Below are 17,221 nucleotides of genomic sequence, written 5' to 3' on the forward strand. Positions count from 1 at the left end.
TGGATAGGGGTGAATTTGGGGTGCCAACCACCCAAGGTGGTACACTGCGACCCTGAAGAAGTTTACACGATACAACCCGCCACTCACCGCGAGAACCCGCATGCACTCAGCTCAAGAAAACCCTGTGATCCAATGGACCAAAGGCGATGAAACCTTCAGTGCGCGCTGGCAGTCGGAGCGCAATTTGGCGGTGCCGGGCAAAGTGATGTTGGCCGACGACACACTGACCGCGGACATGGCGTACCGCCTGGCCTGTGAGGGCAACGTGTTTTTGTGGCAAAGCGATTTCCAGAATGCACGCCAATTGATGCAGGCCCTGGTGCGACGGGTCGACAAAAATGCCGAGCATAAAAAGAGCAAGGCCGCCAAGTCAGGCAAGGCCGATGTGGAGTATCCGCAAAAGTTTCACCTGTACCGCCAGGCACAAGCCCAACGTGCACGAATTCTGGGTTCCATCCTGATTCCGTTCAACGCGGATTACAGCATTCCTTTGCGCCGTGCACCCGACGTGCTGACTGCTTGCAGCGAAGCATGGGGGGAACCGCAAGCCGGAGGCCCAATGATTGTGACCTCACTGCGCGAGATGATGGGCGTGGTGGGTGCGCATGAATGGCGCAAGAAGGGTGTGGATGTACCAGCCCTTGGCGACCCGCCCAACAACCGAATTCATCCGTATTACGGTGTTTTTTCGCCTGTGCGCGGCGAGTATGTGGATTTGGTACTCAAAGCACCTTTACCCAAAGCTTGTGAGGTCAATGGCTCGGCCGTGGATGTGGGTACAGGCACTGGCGTGTTGGCTGCGGTGTTGGCCCAGCGCTGGTTGAGCAATATTGTGGCCACCGACAACGACCCACGCGCACTGGAATGTGCGCAATTCAATATCCAGAATTTGGGCATGGGCAAGCAGGTGAAAGTGGTACAGGCTGACTTGTTTCCCGACAGCAAAGCCGATTTGATTGTGTGCAACCCGCCTTGGTTGCCGGGCAAGCCCACTTCACCGATTGAACGCGCCATTTACGATGAAAACAGTGGCATGTTGAAAGCTTACCTGGCGGGCCTGGCTGCGCATTTGAATGCGGGCGGAGAAGGCTGGTTGATCTTGTCGGATTTGGCGGAACATTTAAAGTTGCGCACACGGGAAGAGTTGCTGGGCTGGATTGAGCTGGCGGGCCTGAAAGTATTGGGCCGGACAGATGCAAAGCCCAAACATGGCAAGGCCTTTGATGCCAGTGATGCGCTGTTTGATGCACGGTCCAAGGAAGTGACCAGTTTGTGGCGACTTGCTGCTGGCTAATTGGCATGCCTGTTGTCGCTATCGTTGCGCATTGCTTATCTCTTAATCAGCGCGAATCCCAATGCGTTCGCCTGAAAACCTGTATTTCCCTTTTTGATATTCACACTGACTCACCAAGCTTGGCAAAAAAACCGGCAATCCCGCTGAGTTGGCGATACGAATTGTCAGCCTTCAAGCCTTTGCCCAAAACACTGCAAACTTCTGTTCGGGGTCAGTGTAGGCCTTGCAGGCCACAAACCCGGCACGTTTCAGCAAATCCTCAAAGCCGGTCAGTGTCCACTTGTATGAATTTTCAGTGTGAATTCGCTCGCCTTCTACAAACTGGCGTTCACCACCTTCCCAGGTCACCACAACATCGCGCAGTGCTTCCAGGTGCATCTCAATGCGGTTCAGTTCAGTGTTGTACAGACCGATGTGTTTCCAGTCTTCCAGTTGGAAGTTGGTGCCAGCCAGCGTGTTGAAGTGCAGCAGCATGTTGCGGTTAAATGCGGCGGTCACGCCCAAGGCGTCGTCGTAAGCTGCTTCAAGCACCGCTTTGCTTTTTACCAGGTCGACTCCAATCAACAGGCCGCCACCGGGCGCTGTTGCACACACAGCATGCACCTGTTTCAAAAACAACAGTGCTTCTTCAGGTGTGAAGTTGCCGATGCTGGAGCCTGGGTAAAACATGATTCGCGGTTGCGAGGGGTTCAAGGCCAGACCAGCAGGCAAGTTCAGTTCGCTGGAAAAATCGAGGCCTACCCCCGCCATTTCCAGTTCTGGAAATTGCCGTTGCAGGCATTCCAGCGAGCCTTTCAAAAAGTCCACGGAAATGTCCACGGCCACATAACGTGCCGGGTGAAACACATTGAAAAGTTTGGCTGCTTTTTCGCAATTGCCCGCCCCCAGGTCGATGAACACCGAGCCCTTGGGCACCTGCCTGCCCATGTCATGCCCGTGGCTTGCAAAAATCAGTGCTTCGGTGCGGGTGGGGTAGTACTCGGGTATGCAGGTAATGGCCTCGAACAGTTTGGAGCCCAATTCGTCATACAGGTACTTGGGCGAGGTATGTGCCTTGCTGGCACGCAGGCCACTGAGCAATTCTTCGCGAATATGTTCGGCCTGTCCCTGGTAAATCTGGATGAATTGTGGTGTCGGGTTCATGGGTTTCATGGGTTCAACGAGATCATCGGGTCATGGTCCGGCGCAAGTGGTAGCTCATGCTGTCCACAATTGCGACCAACAGCAACATGGCTGCCAAAATGGTGGCGGTTTTGCCCATCTGGAACAAGCCCATGTGGAACGACAACAATTGCCCCAAACCGCCAGCACCCACCACGCCCAAGACTGCGGCGGCGCGGATGTTGTTTTCCCAGCGATACAGGGTGTAGCTCATGAGCTGGGGCAATACCTGTGGCAGGGTGGTGAAGTAAAACACCTTCAAATTGCCCACACCCTGCGTACGCAGCGCATCGGCAGGCTCAGGAGGCGCATTTTCAATGGATTCAGCAAACAGCCTGCCCAGTACCCCTGTGGTGTGAAAAGCCAAGGCCAGTGTGCCGGCAAACGGTCCCAAGCCTGCGGAAATCAGCAGCAGCGCGGCCCACACCAGTTCAGGTATCGAGCGCAATGCATTCAGCACCCAGCGAGTAGGGGTTCGCATCAGGCCCTTGTCGTTGCTGTGCAATTTGCTGGCAGGTATGGCCAAAGCCAGCCCCGCCGCCGCTGCCAGGCCCGTGCCCAACAGTGACATGGCCAGCGTTTCAAGTGTGCCCCAGCCCACTTTGATCAGGAATGCGGACTGCGTGTCCATCGGGAAAAACTCAGCGATGAATCGCCCCATGGATCGAAATGCTTCCATGGACAAAAACTCGCCCCATTTCAAATTCAGTGTCCAGAAGCTCGCGATGACCACAGCCAACAAGCCAAGCAGCAGTGCGGCGGTGCCGCCTTTCATCACAGGCGGTGCTTTGGTGGGGCAGATTGCATTTGGCAAATTACTCATAGCAGTCGCTTCCTGAAAAACGCGCTGACTGCATCGGCCAAAGCCACCAACAAGATGAAAACGATCAACATGGTTGATACTTCACCCCCGTTGAACATTTTCATCGAGTTGTCGAGCTCTTGCCCCAGCCCGCCTGCACCTACAAAGCCCAGTACGACCGAGGATCGAATTGCGCATTCCCAGCGGTACACCGTGTAGGACGTCAACTCCATCACGTTCTGGGGCAACAGCCCGTAAAAGAAAGCCTGTAAACGGCCAGAGCCGTTTCTCAGCAATGTCTCTGTCGGGGTGGTCTCCCCACTTTCCAGAATTTCACCATAGACTTTGCCCAACATACCGCCGTACGTGAGTGCAATCGCCAGCACGCCAGCGGTGGGGCCAAGACCCACTACGCGAACAAATACCAATGCCCACACCAGCTCGGGAATGCTTCGGAGCACAATCAAGGTCCAGCGGATGGTTTGCCGTATCGCGAAGGGCAGTGCAGCCATTTTCCCCGAGATGGCGGATACCGACAAAACCCGCGTGGACAAAATGGTGAGCGGAAAGGCGATGACGAGCGCCAGCACCATACCCGCTGTGGCAATCGCCACTGTTTTCCAGGTTTCACGCAGAATTCTGGCGAGCAGATCGGGTTCGAGTACCGGTGGGAAAAAGCTGCCAATAAACTCGGCGCTGATTCTCATGTTTTCGGCTTCAAACAAAACCGAAGGCCGAAATTCGGTGGCCTCGGTCAGCGGCCACAACAGCAGGACTGTAAAAATGATCCAGAACAGCCGTTGATGCCAGGCCGGGTCGCGTGCCGGCACATCAAACCGTGGGTTATGTACTGGTAAATGCAGGCTGTTCATCGGCAATTGTTGACCACAACTGCGGGCGTTACACGCTCGAATTGTTTCTCGATCAATTCACGGTCTTGCTGACCCAGAAGCTCATGCTCATATTGAGAGTAGAGTGATTTCAGCATCGCCGGGGTTACTTGATCGGTGGGCAAATCAAATTCGATTTGGCCATGGCGCAGGCCCACAATGCGATTGAAGAATGCCAAAGCCATGTCCACCTGGTGCAAGGTGCACACCAAGGTAATCCCGTTTTCGCGTGCAGTCTCTGTGAGTGCCGACATGGCCAGCCGAGCCCGAGTGGGGTCAAGTGCTGACAAGGGTTCGTCCACAAGCCACAGTTTGGCAGGGGAGACGAACAGGCGGGCCAAACCAACCCTTTGGCGTTCACCACCCGAAAGCCGGTCAACGCGTTCAAAAATTTTCTCGGGCAAATCAAGCTTGCTCAGCGCGTGGTGCGCAGCCGGAATATCAACCGGATAGAACAACGATTTGATGCTTTGCGCGAGGTTCATGGCCGGCAAACGCCCGGCCAAAACTGAAGTGATCACGCGTTGCCGTGGTGGCAGTGGCGGAACCTGGGGCGCAACAATCAATTGACCGCGCAGCTTTTGCAAATTGCGCTTGCTTAAGGCCCAGGGATTTTGGTCGTTTAAGTTGACCTTGCCATTCAACGGTTTGAGGGTGCATGAGAGCACCTGAAGCAGCGTGGTCTTGCCTGCGCCTGAGGGCCCGATCAATGCGATTTGTTCTCCGCTGTCCACTTGCAGCGACATTTTCTTGATCGCCGGTGTGCTGCTGGAGGGTGCCGAGGGATGGCAGGCATCAATGTCCTGAATTTGAAGCTTCACTGCGCTGCGTTCCCCATATTACTGCGAGGGCCCAGTGCGGGCCCCCTTCTACTCTTTGATTATAACAAGCCAGCGCTGCGAGCGGCGCTTTCCAAACCTTTGTAGTTTTCAGGTTTGGTATCGACATACCGTGTAGCACGGTTCAACTTCAGGATTTCAGCATGCTCAGGCACTGCCGGGTCCAGGTCAAACAGGGCTTTCTGGATTTTCTTGCGCAAATCGGCTGGCATGTCCTGATGCACTGTCCAGTTGTAGTTGTAGTAGGGTGGTGTGGTGTAAAACACGTCTACCGCCTTGGTGTCGACCTTGTTTTCGTTGACAAACTTTTTCCACACTGTGATGTCCAGCGCAGCTGCATCCACTTTGCCGCTGACCACTGAGGCGATCGTGGCATCGTGTGCACCAGAGTAAGCTACACGCTTGAATGCCTTCTCGGGCTCCAGGCCTGCTTCAAGCAGGAAGCTGCGTGGCATGAGGTGGCCGGAGGTGCTGCTTTGTGATCCGAATGACACCTGTTTGCCCTTCATGTCTTGCAGGGTTTTGATGCCCGAGTCGGTTTTGGCAATGAATACAGACTGAAACTTGGTGTCTTCGACGCGTTGGGCAATGGGGATCACCTTGCCGTTGGAGCGCAAGTTGGCTTGCACATGAGTAAAGCCACCGAACCAGACGAGATCCACTTTCTTGTTCACCAAGGCTTCAACTGCGGCGGGGTAGTCGCTGACAGGCGTGAATTCAACTTTCATGCCCACGGCTTTGGACAAATAGGCAGCCAGCGGTTCGAACTTGCGAATTTGTTCTGTGGCAGCCTCTTCAGGAATGGTGGTGACTTTCAACACCTGTTCTGCGTGAGCAGACACCGAAAAACCGGCAGCCAGCGCAAGGGCGGCCACAGAGAACAGACGGCGTGACATGGATAATGCTGAACTTTTCATGAGTACCTCGTTGTATAGAACGATTGGAAATAACCCGGAAATTGATAATCGCACAAACAATTGGGCTTTTAACCGTAAAATGTTGATACGACTGTTTTTTTAACGTTTAGTCCTTTAACCCTTAGCTGCCTAACTTGCCTGCAGCCTGAACCTCAGCGGCCTGCTCTTCCCCTGTTTTGTAATGGGGTACGCGAATCACCAAACGCTTGGCGCGTTGAATGAAGCTGTTGTTGCCTTTCACCTCCTGCTCCCAGTAATCGTCGGCCAGCGCAATGTTCTTATCCATTTCCAGTTCGAAGGCTGCCTGAGACACGGCCCCGCCGAAAATGTACAGTTTGTCGTTCACTACGCGGAAATCGCCAGCATTGCCTCCCCACGGAATGCCGAACATGATGCCGTTGGCACAATAGCCGCCATACTGCGGAATGTATTTGGTGGGTTCTGCATCAAACAGGGCCTTGTGTTCAGCGCTTGAAAAGTGAAAGTCGACTTCCTGATAGGTGCTGCTGAATTCAGGTTTGCCCTGCACATAAGCGTTTTGCGTGAAATACGCCACGACATCCGCGCCAAACAACATCAGGCGATCCGCGCCTTCCATTTCAGCCGCATTCACGGGTGTCAATTCGCTGGCCGGGTTTTGGGCAGTCACCGCGCTGCAGCCGCTCAGGCCCAGCACCAGGCCTGCAGCAATCAGAAACTTTTGGGTGCGTGTAATCATCAAAATACTTCTCCTGTGCGTGGTTGAATCAAGTCGGTGAACTGACCTGTTTCACAGAAAACAGTTCCGGCAGGGTCTTCGAGATAGGGTGCCGGCCAGCCCAGCAAGGTACTGGCCTGTTCGCAGCGGTCACGAAGATCGCGCGCGTTGTCACCGCCCAGGTGGACGATACCGTAGCGATAACTGCGCAGCCATTTGAAGTCCCTGTGCAGTTCTTTGGCATCTTTGGGATATTCGAACAGTAAAGCATCCGGGAAGGCTTTTCGGAAGGCGGCTTTTCGCGCAAAGCTGGGAAACGGCACCGTGGCTTTCGGGTCGAATGACCGGTAGACAAAGCTTGCAGTGGCCCCAGCGGTGGGCACCTTGCGTGGCAGGGTGGCTGGGTCCATGCCATGCGCCAGGGCAAACGCGATCTCATGCAAATCGATGCCGTCCACACGCAAATACAAGTCAGAAAACTGAGAAGCCATACGTGGGTTGAATTCAATTACCGTGATTTTGTCGGTGGCCTGATCATGAAAAAATTCCATGTTGAACAGGCCGTGATCAAAACCAACTGCATTCAGAAAACGTCGGGCAACATCGGCTGCACGAGCCTGCACATCGGTGCCTAACTTGCTGGGGTATTCAAAGCGCATGAAAGCGTCGGTGTTCGGGTACATGATTTCATCAACCACACCCAAGGGTCGAACCTCACCCTGCCACACGTAACCATCCAGGTTGTATTGCCGCCCGCGCATCGGCGCCTCCAACATCATGCTGTGCGCAGTGCCTGCTTCGGGAAGGCGTTTTTTTGCAACCCGTTCGAAAGGTTCCACCAGGTGCTTGATCACCCAGAGTTCCCAGGGGCCAAAGCGTGTGTGGTCGTGAAGTTCCTGGGCACTTTTAACTTGTCGTGACAGCACCGAGAATGCGGCCTTCACGGGTTTCACAAATTGCGGGTATTCAATGCCTTGCGGCACTGGGCCGCCATAGGCCGCGTTCAAGCGCGCAAAAGGCAGGTTCGCTTCCGGTGCAACTTGTTGTAAGACCTCACGGGCATGTAATTTGTGTTGACAGGCCAGAATCGCATTCACAGGTGTGCCGGGCCAGCCCATTTTCTCGGCCAGAAGGGCAGCGCACAGCGCACCGAACTGCTCATGGCTGGATGCCACGGCTTTGGCGCCGTGCAATTTCGCTAGTAACGCGGCTTTGGCCACAAAGCGTTCCGTGTCAAACCAGGCGAGGCGCGCATTGCTCGGGAACGTGAACAAGTCGAAACCCGAAACCACACTGGGCCATTGCTTGCGAAGCCGGTCGGCCCCCAAGGCATCCCAGTCGTAGTTGAACAGCAGCAGCGTTTTAGGATGAGGCATGAAAAGGCGAATCAGGATTAGCGTGGAATGTCGTTGAGCGACCAGTCGTACTCTGTATACGCAAGCGGCAGTGATTTGGATGCGATTTTATCGACTATTTCTGGTGTGGACCCCATGTCTTTGGCCCATTTTGCAAATACATCCTTCACTTCTTTGAAACCCTGGTGACCCTTTTCAAAGTCTTCAGCGAACCATTTGAAAATTGGGCTGACCTGCAATTCGCCGTTCTTGACACGGTTGCGGCTCGGGTCACTTAAAAACCTGCGCATGCCATCGTCCAACTGGGCATTCAGTTTTGTGGCGGTGAAGGCTTCGTTGCGCAAGGCCGGGCAGCCAATGCTGGCACAGTTCACTGCGGCATGAACCCGTGGCTCTTTGTACTTGGGGCGAAGTTGTTCGTGTTCAATCCAGTCGAGGTGATGCTTCTCACCCAACAGGGTAAAAAATTCCTGTTTCCAGGGGCTGCTGAACACGCCACCAATTTCCTTGATGGATTTGATTTTTGGATACTTGGTCAAAATCAATTCAATGGTAAATCCATTGTAAGCGTTGATTAAAAATGCCATTTGCTGATTTCTGGAGAACCCGTTGAACTCGGCCTGGCTAACCGAGGACCAATCATTCAACACTGTTTTCAATGCCTGCCGGTCTTTTTGAAAGCCAGCGTAATCCACAGCGGTTTGTTTGTTGTCGGGTAACCACTTCACATGCTTGGCCAGCAAGCTGTTCCATGTCGTGTAGTTGTGATCAAACTCGGAAGCGAAGCTGGTGCCGCTGACCAACAAGGCCAAAGTCAGCATCAGTGTTTTGACAAATTTAAGCATGACGGATGAAGCAATAGGTAATTTGGAGTTGCATGTATTGAGCGTATTCGCTCGGTAAGGCAATTTGGTTACACTACCGCAGATTAATCGCCTCAGTTTCGCCAAATCATCTGGAGTTGCCATGCCTGCTGTTCCGGTCACCATAGCCATGCTGTTGATCAGCAATATTTTCATGACCTTTGCATGGTACGCCCATTTGAAAGACATGAGCCAGAAGCCCTGGATTATTGCGGCTTTGGTCAGTTGGGGCATTGCCCTGTTTGAATACCTGTTTCAGGTGCCTGCAAACCGGATCGGATACACCGTATTATCGGTGGGGCAGTTAAAGGTGATGCAGGAAATCATCACGCTGACCGTGTTTGTACCGTTTGCGGTTTTCTATATGAAAGAGCCGTTGAAACTAGATTATTTGTGGGCTGGATTGTGCCTGGTGGGTGCGGCTTACTTTATTTTCAGAGACAAGCTTTAGCAGTGACCGCGCTTTGCCTAAACGACTTTTTGATCAAGTTGCGCCATGAAGTGTTCAATGGCCCGTGTAAACCGTTGACCCTGACCACCTTTCTCTGCAGCCAAGATTCGACCTGCGGCCAGAAGCTCGAGTTGCCGTGGTAATTCCTCTTCCGTGGACTGAACGATGACAGGAGTGTGTTCACAATACTCGAGCAAAAAGCGGGCTGTGTTTTCTGCTTTGGAATCAATCACGTTCAGGTCGGAGATGAGAAGCTGACAGCCTCCGCTTGAGGCTTTTAGCTGTGCCAAACTCCTGAAATATTTCACCTCAACCCGGTCTGCAAGCAGGCGTGTCAAATGCGTTTCGAGAACAAAACGATGCATTTCGAAGTCTTCGAGGCAGAAAATTACGGGTTTCATGCGTTTATAGAATTTAGGCGGTAACATTTGCATCGTAAGAGAAATACATCCGGGGTGAGAAATCGAGCGAATTCTTATCCCTCACAATGGGGTTGTTGCACAGGGGAAGTTCAATGTTGATCGACGTGTTGTTGTTCATAGCCGGCCTGGCTTTGCTGATTTTGGGGGCCAATGTACTGGTGCGTGGTGCATCCAATCTCGCTTTTTCGTTTGGTATTTCCCCACTGGTGGTGGGCTTGACAGTGGTGGCGTTTGGCACCAGTGCGCCCGAAGTCGCAGTGTCGGTTGGCGCGGCGCTGGCGGGTACCACCGACATTGCGATTGGCAACGTGGTGGGCAGCAATATTTTCAATGTGCTGTTTATTTTGGGTCTAAGCGCCATGATCACACCTTTGGTGGTGAACCTTCAATTGATTCGCCAGGAAGTGCCAATCATGATTGGTGCTTCAGTGTTGCTACTCCTGTTAAGTCTGGATGGGCAACTGTCGTGGAGCGATGGCGGCATTCTTGCAGTGCTCATGGTGGCTTACACCGCTTTTCTTGTTATTCAATCCCGCTCGCAAGTCAAAGCCACGCAAACCGAATTTGATGAAGAATTGCACCCGGCTGAGCAAGGCAGTTTGGATTCCAAATTGCCAGTGCAGTTGGCCTTGATTGTATTGGGATTGGGTTTGCTGGTCTTGGGTTCGGAATGGTTGGTCGGCTCGGCCGTGGTGTTCGCCAAGGCCATGGGTGTGAGCGATGTGGTCATTGCGCTGACAATCGTGTCTGCTGGCACTTCGATGCCCGAAGTGGCCACATCAATTGCGGCAGCGCTCAAGGGCGAGCGCGATATCGCAGTGGGCAATGTGGTGGGCAGTTCCACTTTCAATATTTTTGCCTGCCTGGGTATTTCAAGTCTGGTCGCAGCTCCGGCAGGTTTACAGGTCGCGTCTTCTCTGCTTGCATTTGACATGTGGGTGATGTTGGCGGTGGCGTTTGCTTGCCTACCAATCTTTTTGACCGGACGCGAAATTGCACGTTGGGAGGGCGGTGTGTTTTTGGCCTATTACACCGCTTACGTGGTGTATTTGATTCTCGATGCCCAGGGGCATGACGCCTTGGATTTGTATTCGAACACCATGCTGAGTTTTGTCGTGCCAATCACAGTGATCACCTTGGTGGTCAGCTTGTTGCGCAGAAAAAGTGGGGAGGAAAATTCAAACGCTTGAACTCGACGTGTTTAGCAGCATTGATCACTGGATTCAGGGACTTACGCCCCCTTTCTTAAAGGCGTACATTGGTATCGTGTATTGACCTGCAGTACAGCTTGATCAGGAGAAGGCTTTGAAAATAGCCCCCACCGTTGTTGCCGTTGGTTTGTGCGTGTTTACTTTGGGCGGTGTTGCTCAAGCTGCAAACACTGAGAGTGATTTGCCCGTCTGGCTTCAAGAGCGTTTTGAGCCTGTGCATTACGATTTAACCCGAATGGTGGACAACACTGCTCGAAATATTGATCAGTTTTTTGGCACCGAAGACAGCCTGTTTGTTGAAAACCAATCTTTTCTTCGGGTTGCACTGGACACCCGGCTTCAACCCGGTGATTCCAAGCTTGATCCCAGCGTTCGCTTTCGGGTCGACATGCCCACCACCAAAAAGCGGTTGCGCCTCATTATTGAAAGCGACATTGAAGAGCCCTTGGGTCGTCTTTCCGAGCAAGGTATTCGCGAGGTGCGCGGGGGCGAACGTTTTGATACCAACAATTCGGCAGTTGGCCTGGAGCAGCGCTCATCCAAGGACCCCAAGCAGGCTTGGGTACAAGGCTTGGGGCTGGGGGTGAAGTTTGGTGCACCACTTGATCCTTACCTGCGTTACTCTGCCCTGAGGCAATGGAATTTCAGCGAGAGCAAATGGCAAATCAATTCATCGAGCCGGGTGACCCAATTCAACCAACGCGGCTTGCAAGTGCGCACGAATTTCGATTTGAATAAACCGCTTGATGAGGAAAAAACACTGCGTTTTCAAACCTATGCCGAATATGAGGAAATGAGGGATTCCACGGTGTTTTCTCAAACCGCTGAAATTAACCGCGTGCTGAATTCGCGCACAGCGTTGCGATACGCGTTGATTGTTGTGGGCGAGGACCGCGGAGAGAACACCATCAAGGACTATATTTTGCAAGCCTACTATCGGCGTGACATTCACAAGAATATTCTGTTTATGGACATCATTCCCGAAATCCATTTTCCGACCGAAGGCAATCGTGATCCCTATGTGGCATTGACCTTTCGCCTGGAAGCATTTTTCAGAGGCAACTTCAGCCGTTCCAAATGACACACAACACGCTTTACCTTCAACACGACAATTTAAGGCTTAGTGCCATGGCAGAGGGGCCTGACCAAGGGCCTGTCGTCATGCTGGTACATGGTTTTCCCGACACGCCACACAGCTGGAACGGCGTGACCAAGGGGCTGGTGCAAGCGGGCTACCTTGTGGTTCGGCCGTGGCTTCGGGGGTACACCATTGGCTCGGTCAGTCCGGACGCGAATTATGATCCTTTCAACGCCGGGCTTGATTTGCTGGCGTGGCGAAATCTGTTTGAAGGGCGAGAGGTTCATTTGGTGGGGCATGATTGGGGGGCTGTGGCCGGTATGGCTGCTGCGGTTACCGACCCGCAGGCATGGACAACCCTCAGCTTGCTGGCCATTCCACCATTTCAAAAAGTGGAAAGAGCCTGGCGATTGTTGCCCAAGCAGCTTGTACTCTCAGCCTACATGCTTGAGATGCAATCAGCCAAGGCCCCAGCCAGGTTGGTGGCCAACCAGTTTGGTCGAATTCGGGCCTTCTGGAACAGTTGGTCTCCGGGGTGGAAGTATTCGGAGTCCGAAATTCAGCCGGTACTGGATGCGTTTTCAAATCCGGGTGTGGCTTGGGCAGCAACACGCTACTATCGCTCGCTGTTCACCTTGCACCGAGCTGCGACCCGCTCTATTTATGCCCTGTCCAGAAAACCGTTGAAGGTGCCCACGCTGGTACTGGCAGGTGAAAATGATGGCTGCATGCAGGCGGCCCTGCTGAAGCCTATGGTTGAAGTGGGATGTTTCCCCAAGGGTGTAAGGACCAGCATTCTCCCCGCCTGTGGTCATTTTCTTCAAGCCGAGCAACCGGGCGCCGTGCTGCAAGAACTTCTTGCGCATCTGTGTGGTCAAGATAGAATTCACTGAATCGATTTTAAAGCAGTACGTCCATGCCCTCCGTTTTTGCGCTGTTTGCCTTTGTATTGCTGGTTGTCGGGGGTTACGGTTACATCAACCAACCTGCTCAGGAGCCGCCCTGGAATCAGGTCATTCCAGGTTTCGCCTTTTCTCCGTATCAGGCTGGGCAAAGTCCGATTGACAACATCGAACCCAAGCTTGAAGACATCAACCGGGACTTGTCATTGCTGGCGGGTAAAACGCTGGCCATTCGCACCTACACCGTGGCTGGTGTATTCGGAGAAATTCCTGCGTTGGCCAAGGCGCACAACATCAATGTGGCGCTTGGGGCCTGGTTAAGCCCGGATCTGGCGGCCAACGAAAAAGAGCTTGAGCGTTTGCTCGAAGTGGCGCACAGCCCACCTTACAACGTGGTCCGATTGATTGTGGGCAACGAAGCCCTGCTGCGAGAAGACCTGAACCTGAAGCAAATGACTGCTTACCTGGACCAGGTGCGCGCTGAAACGGATATTCCTGTGAGCACTGCAGAGCCCTGGCATGTGTGGCTGAAAAACCCGGAGTTGGCTGAGCACGTGGATTACCTGGCCGTCCATTTACTGCCCTTTTGGGAAGGCATCGCCTTGGATGATGCGGTCGATTTTTCAATCAACACCTACAAGCGATTGCAGTTGGCATTTCCCGGAAAACCAATTGTGGTCACCGAAGTGGGCTGGCCCAGCAATGGGCGCACCATCAAACAGGCTGATGCATCCCAGGCCAATCAGGCCAAGTTTTTGCGTCGATTCATCCAGCGCGCAGAACAAGAGAACATGGTGTTCTACGTGATGGAAGCTTTCGATCAACCCTGGAAGTCAGACATTGAAGGCAGTGTGGGCGGACACTGGGGCGTGTTTGATTCGTTCCGCGAACCAAAGTTTGAGCCCGATCGACCGATTATTGCCATACCGCAATGGAAGTTGCTCGCCGCCGCGTCTATCGTGGTGGCGTTGATGATGACTTTCCTGTTGCTCATTGATAGCAAAACCCTGCGAGACAGCGGGCGAACCTTCTTGATCTTCAATGCATTTGTCATTTCATCCCTGATTATTTATGTGATTTACGATTTCACCTTGCAGTACCACACCTGGGCCAGTGTGGCGATCTCGGTATTTTTGCTGCTGGGCGTGGTGGGTGTGTTTGTGATTGTGATGTCGGAGGCCCATGAATGGGCCGAGGCGATGTGGTACAGCACCAGGCGCAGGCTGTTAACTTTGCCCAAAGGTGTAGAGGTCGACGTTCTGAGTGCCGCGCGTTACCAGCCTTTCGTATCCATTCATGTACCGGCGTATGAAGAGCCGCCTGAAATGCTGATCGACACCTTGAATGCACTGGGCCGGCTCGACTATCCCCACTTTGAAGTCATTGTGGTGGACAACAACACCAAAGACGAAGCCACTTGGCGGCCCGTGCAGGCGCATTGTCAATACCTGGACCAACATCCAAACAAGCGCTTCCGCTTTTATCATGTCAGCCCCTTGAGTGGCTACAAGGCGGGGGCTTTGAACTATGCTTTGGAGCGAACCTGCCCACAAGCGGAGGTGGTGGCTGTCATTGATGCTGACTACAAAGTGTTGCCTCACTGGCTGAAAGACCTTGCTCCCGAGTTTGAGAAGCCCGAGATTGCGATTGTGCAGGCCCCTCAAGACTACCGCGACGGCAAGGACAGCGCATTCAAATCTGTGTGCTATGCCGAGTACAAGGGCTTTTTTCATTTGGGCATGGTGACCCGCAATGAGCGCAACGCCATTATCCAGCATGGCACCATGACCATGGTTCGTCGCTCTGTACTTGAACAGGTGGGGCGCTGGGGTGTCAGCACCATTACCGAAGACACTGAATTGGGACTTCGAATTTTTGAGCAGGGCCATGAAGCGGTGTATATCGACCAAAGCTATGGGCATGGTTTGATTCCCGACACTTTCACCGATTACAAAAAACAGCGACATCGCTGGGCTTATGGCGCCATGCAAATTCTGCGTGAACATGCTGGTCAGTTACTGGGTACCCGGCCAAGCAAACTCAGTGCAGGTCAGCGCTATCATTTCGTGGCGGGTTGGTTGCCCTGGATTGCCGATGGCATCAATCTGATTTTTACGCTGCTGGCCGTGCTCTGGTCCGGGTTGATGTTGTTCGATCCGCTCACGTTCAATGCGCCACCGCTCCTGATCAGTGTGGTGCCCATCATGTTTTTTGCGTTCAAGATCACCAAACTGTTTACTCTATATCTGGTGCAGGTCAAGGCCAGTTTTGGAACAGCTTTGGCGGCTACGCTCGCGGGTTTGTCGCTCAGTTACGCCATTGGACGGGCCACCTTGTCGGGTTTGTTTGTGGGCCGAAAAATTCCGTTTATTCGAACCCCCAAAATGGCCAATCGAATGGCCTTGTTGTATGCAGTGAATGCAGCACGCGATGAATCTGTTTTGGCATTTGTGTTGTTGTGTGCAGTGGGACTGATTTATTTCCAGTTGGGCTTTGATTCCAGAGAAAACTTGGCCTGTGTGCCTGGTGTTGGTTTCTCAAAGTTTACCTTTTGTTGCGGCGTTGGTCGTTTCCTTACTTAGTGCTGCGCCCGGTCGGGCCGTGGCGCACAATGAAATCGGTGTGAAGCAGTCATGAGTTCTACGGATACAGCGTTACGGAGTAATCTCGCTCTGACTGTCGGAGGAGCCGCAGAAGTATCCAAGTGGCGTTTAAGCGGCCAATTGCTGTTGGCCTTGATTTTTTTAAACTCGACACTGTGCTTCTCGGCCATTTGGCCCACGGTGTATGTGTTGCCTGATCTGGGCGTGTCCTCCGAGTTTGTGTGCCTGGTCATGTTGCTGTCCGCTTGGGTGGCCGTGTTTGGCAAGCCTTCCGCCCGGGCGCTGGGTGTAATCTCCGCTGTGTATCTTCTGATGGCCTTTGGCCATTATGCCGATGTGGTGGTGCCCAACCTTTTGGGGCGCCCGGTGAATTTGTACTGGGATGTGCCGCAGCTTCCACGCTTTGTTTGGGTTACGGTTCAAGGCTTGCCTGTGTGGTTGACCGTGCTGGTTACGCTTCTGGCTTGTGCAGCTGTGTGGGCTTACTTCCGCCTGTTGCGGGTTGCCATGTACACCGTGAGCAATGCGGTGCAACCCGTTGCCAGAACGTTGTGGTTCTGGAGCGCCTTGATGCTGGCTGGTGCAGTGGTGCTGCTCAATTATTCCGAAGACCCCGACAAACCCACCTTTGTCTCCAAGGCGGTGTTGCCTGTCTACTGGAAGGAGGCCATGAAGCTGCTCGACATTCTGGTGCCCTCGCGCAAGGCACAATTGCTACCTGCCACGACAGTGATTGACGAGACCCTCGCCAACCCGCACAGCCCCGCATTGGCAGCATTGAACAACCGCGATGTGCACATGATTTTTCTGGAAACTTATGGTGCTGTGCTGTACGACCAAAAAGATTCCTCCGCAGCCGTTGCACACACTCGCGCACAACTGGAAAAGTCGATTCTGGAAAGTGGCCGCAATGTCGTGTCGGCGTTTTATGTGTCGCCGACCATTGGTGGTGCAAGCGACCTTGCGCACTTGTCGGTGTTGTCGGGCATTGATTTGAAAGACTCGCGCAAACATGATGTGCTGTTAACCACCCAGCGGCCGACCTTGCTCGATGTATTTGAGCGGGAGGGTTACGAAACGTTTGGCCTTTATCATTCCGTAGGCTGGGAGTGGGTGGAACGTGCGTTTTACAGCTTTGACCAATACATTGATGGCCCTGCCTTGAACTACGAAGGCCCGGCATTTGGTTTCTGGAAAATTCCGGATCAGTTCGCTGCAGCCCGTGTTGAGCAGTTATACCCGCGCGATGAAAAGGCCAAACCCCGGTTTACTTTTTTTCCGACCATTTCCAGCCACTTTCCGTTTCATCAAGTGCCGCCGTATCAGCCTGACTGGAAAAAGCTGTTGAGCCCCCAGCCATTCGATTCGGCAGCCGCAGCCCGCGCACAAGCCGAGCCAGTGAATTGGGAATACATGAAGCCTGATTACCTGCGTACGATCAACTACACCAATACGTGGCTGGCAGGTTATTTCAGTCAGCCCGAGCCCCGAGAAACTGTGTATGTAATGATTGGTGACCATCAGCCTACGGGCAGTGTGTCGCGAGAACCGACGCCATGGGATGTGCCTGTGTTTATTGTTTCAAAAGACAAGTCACTGCTGGACCGTTTCAAAGCCATGGGCTTTACTGATGGATTGACGCCGAAGAAGCGAGTACCCTTAGGGACTTTGAATGAACTGACTGCCACGTTGCTGAAAGGCTTTGGCAACTAGTTCCGTGAAATTCCTCAACAAGG

The 17,221-nt window shown here is 53.3% G+C and carries 16 protein-coding genes; 7 read left to right on the forward strand and 9 right to left on the reverse strand.

Annotation, left to right across the window (positions count from 1 at the left end):
* Positions 1-100: 100 nt before the first annotated feature.
* Complete coding sequence (locus tag A0129_RS01010; protein ID WP_291711577.1) at positions 101-1,294, forward strand: class I SAM-dependent methyltransferase; 1,194 nt, start codon at positions 101-103, stop codon at positions 1,292-1,294.
* A 171-nt stretch (positions 1,295-1,465) separates the two neighbouring features.
* Here the strand turns inward: A0129_RS01010 and egtD are convergent, their stop codons facing one another.
* The 8 genes from egtD to A0129_RS01050 form a co-directional block, all read right to left on the reverse strand.
* A complete protein-coding gene (gene egtD, locus A0129_RS01015; RefSeq protein ID WP_291711580.1) occupies positions 1,466-2,437 on the reverse strand; it encodes an L-histidine N(alpha)-methyltransferase in 972 nt (323 codons plus the stop codon).
* A gap of 22 nt (positions 2,438-2,459) precedes the next feature.
* Complete coding sequence (gene phnE / locus A0129_RS01020; protein WP_291711650.1) at positions 2,460-3,230, reverse strand: phosphonate ABC transporter, permease protein PhnE; 771 nt, start codon at positions 3,228-3,230, stop codon at positions 2,460-2,462.
* A 44-nt stretch (positions 3,231-3,274) separates the two neighbouring features.
* The gene (locus A0129_RS01025; RefSeq protein WP_291711582.1) at positions 3,275-4,129 is read right to left on the reverse strand and encodes an ABC transporter permease; all 855 of its coding nucleotides are present in this window, start codon (positions 4,127-4,129) and stop codon (positions 3,275-3,277) included.
* Positions 4,126-4,968, reverse strand: a complete 843-nt coding sequence (locus A0129_RS01030; protein WP_291711584.1) for a phosphonate ABC transporter ATP-binding protein — start codon at positions 4,966-4,968, stop codon at positions 4,126-4,128. The genes A0129_RS01025 and A0129_RS01030 overlap by 4 nt, the downstream gene beginning before the upstream one ends.
* 59 nt (positions 4,969-5,027) lie before the next feature.
* Positions 5,028-5,903, reverse strand: coding sequence for a putative selenate ABC transporter substrate-binding protein (locus A0129_RS01035; protein WP_291711586.1), 876 nt, complete (start codon positions 5,901-5,903; stop codon positions 5,028-5,030).
* Positions 5,904-6,024: 121 nt separating this feature from the next.
* Entirely contained in the window at positions 6,025-6,621 is a 597-nt protein-coding gene (locus A0129_RS01040; protein WP_291711587.1) for a YHS domain-containing (seleno)protein, read from the reverse strand.
* Positions 6,621-7,976 (reverse strand): ATP-grasp domain-containing protein, encoded by a 1,356-nt coding sequence (locus A0129_RS01045; protein ID WP_291711589.1) that lies wholly within the window; start codon positions 7,974-7,976, stop codon positions 6,621-6,623. The genes A0129_RS01040 and A0129_RS01045 overlap by 1 nt, the downstream gene beginning before the upstream one ends.
* A 17-nt stretch (positions 7,977-7,993) precedes the next feature.
* Positions 7,994-8,800, reverse strand: coding sequence for a DUF547 domain-containing protein (locus A0129_RS01050; protein ID WP_291711591.1), 807 nt, complete (start codon positions 8,798-8,800; stop codon positions 7,994-7,996).
* Between the two features lie 121 nt (positions 8,801-8,921).
* Between A0129_RS01050 and A0129_RS01055 the strand changes: the two genes are divergently transcribed.
* A complete protein-coding gene (locus A0129_RS01055) occupies positions 8,922-9,269 on the forward strand; it encodes a DMT family protein (RefSeq protein WP_008250158.1) in 348 nt (115 codons plus the stop codon).
* Positions 9,270-9,286: 17 nt separating this feature from the next.
* Here the strand turns inward: A0129_RS01055 and A0129_RS01060 are convergent, their stop codons facing one another.
* The gene (locus tag A0129_RS01060; protein WP_291711592.1) at positions 9,287-9,634 is read right to left on the reverse strand and encodes a hypothetical protein; all 348 of its coding nucleotides are present in this window, start codon (positions 9,632-9,634) and stop codon (positions 9,287-9,289) included.
* 149 nt (positions 9,635-9,783) lie between these two features.
* Between A0129_RS01060 and A0129_RS01065 the strand changes: the two genes are divergently transcribed.
* The 5 genes from A0129_RS01065 (at position 9,784) to A0129_RS01085 (ending at position 17,198) form a co-directional block, all read left to right on the forward strand.
* Entirely contained in the window at positions 9,784-10,881 is a 1,098-nt protein-coding gene (locus A0129_RS01065; RefSeq protein WP_291711594.1) for a calcium/sodium antiporter, read from the forward strand.
* Between the two features lie 115 nt (positions 10,882-10,996).
* Positions 10,997-11,983, forward strand: coding sequence for a hypothetical protein (locus A0129_RS01070; protein ID WP_291711595.1), 987 nt, complete (start codon positions 10,997-10,999; stop codon positions 11,981-11,983).
* The gene (locus A0129_RS01075; RefSeq protein WP_291711597.1) at positions 11,980-12,873 is read left to right on the forward strand and encodes an alpha/beta hydrolase; all 894 of its coding nucleotides are present in this window, start codon (positions 11,980-11,982) and stop codon (positions 12,871-12,873) included. The genes A0129_RS01070 and A0129_RS01075 overlap by 4 nt, the downstream gene beginning before the upstream one ends.
* A gap of 23 nt (positions 12,874-12,896) precedes the next feature.
* Positions 12,897-15,464, forward strand: a complete 2,568-nt coding sequence (locus A0129_RS01080; RefSeq protein ID WP_291711599.1) for a glycosyltransferase — start codon at positions 12,897-12,899, stop codon at positions 15,462-15,464.
* Positions 15,465-15,515: 51 nt separating this feature from the next.
* Positions 15,516-17,198 (forward strand): sulfatase-like hydrolase/transferase, encoded by a 1,683-nt coding sequence (locus A0129_RS01085; protein WP_291711600.1) that lies wholly within the window; start codon positions 15,516-15,518, stop codon positions 17,196-17,198.
* The last annotated feature ends 23 nt before the right edge of the window (positions 17,199-17,221 follow it).

This window comes from Limnobacter sp. CACIAM 66H1 (assembly GCF_001601825.1).
Lineage (GTDB): Bacteria > Pseudomonadota > Gammaproteobacteria > Burkholderiales > Burkholderiaceae_B > Limnobacter.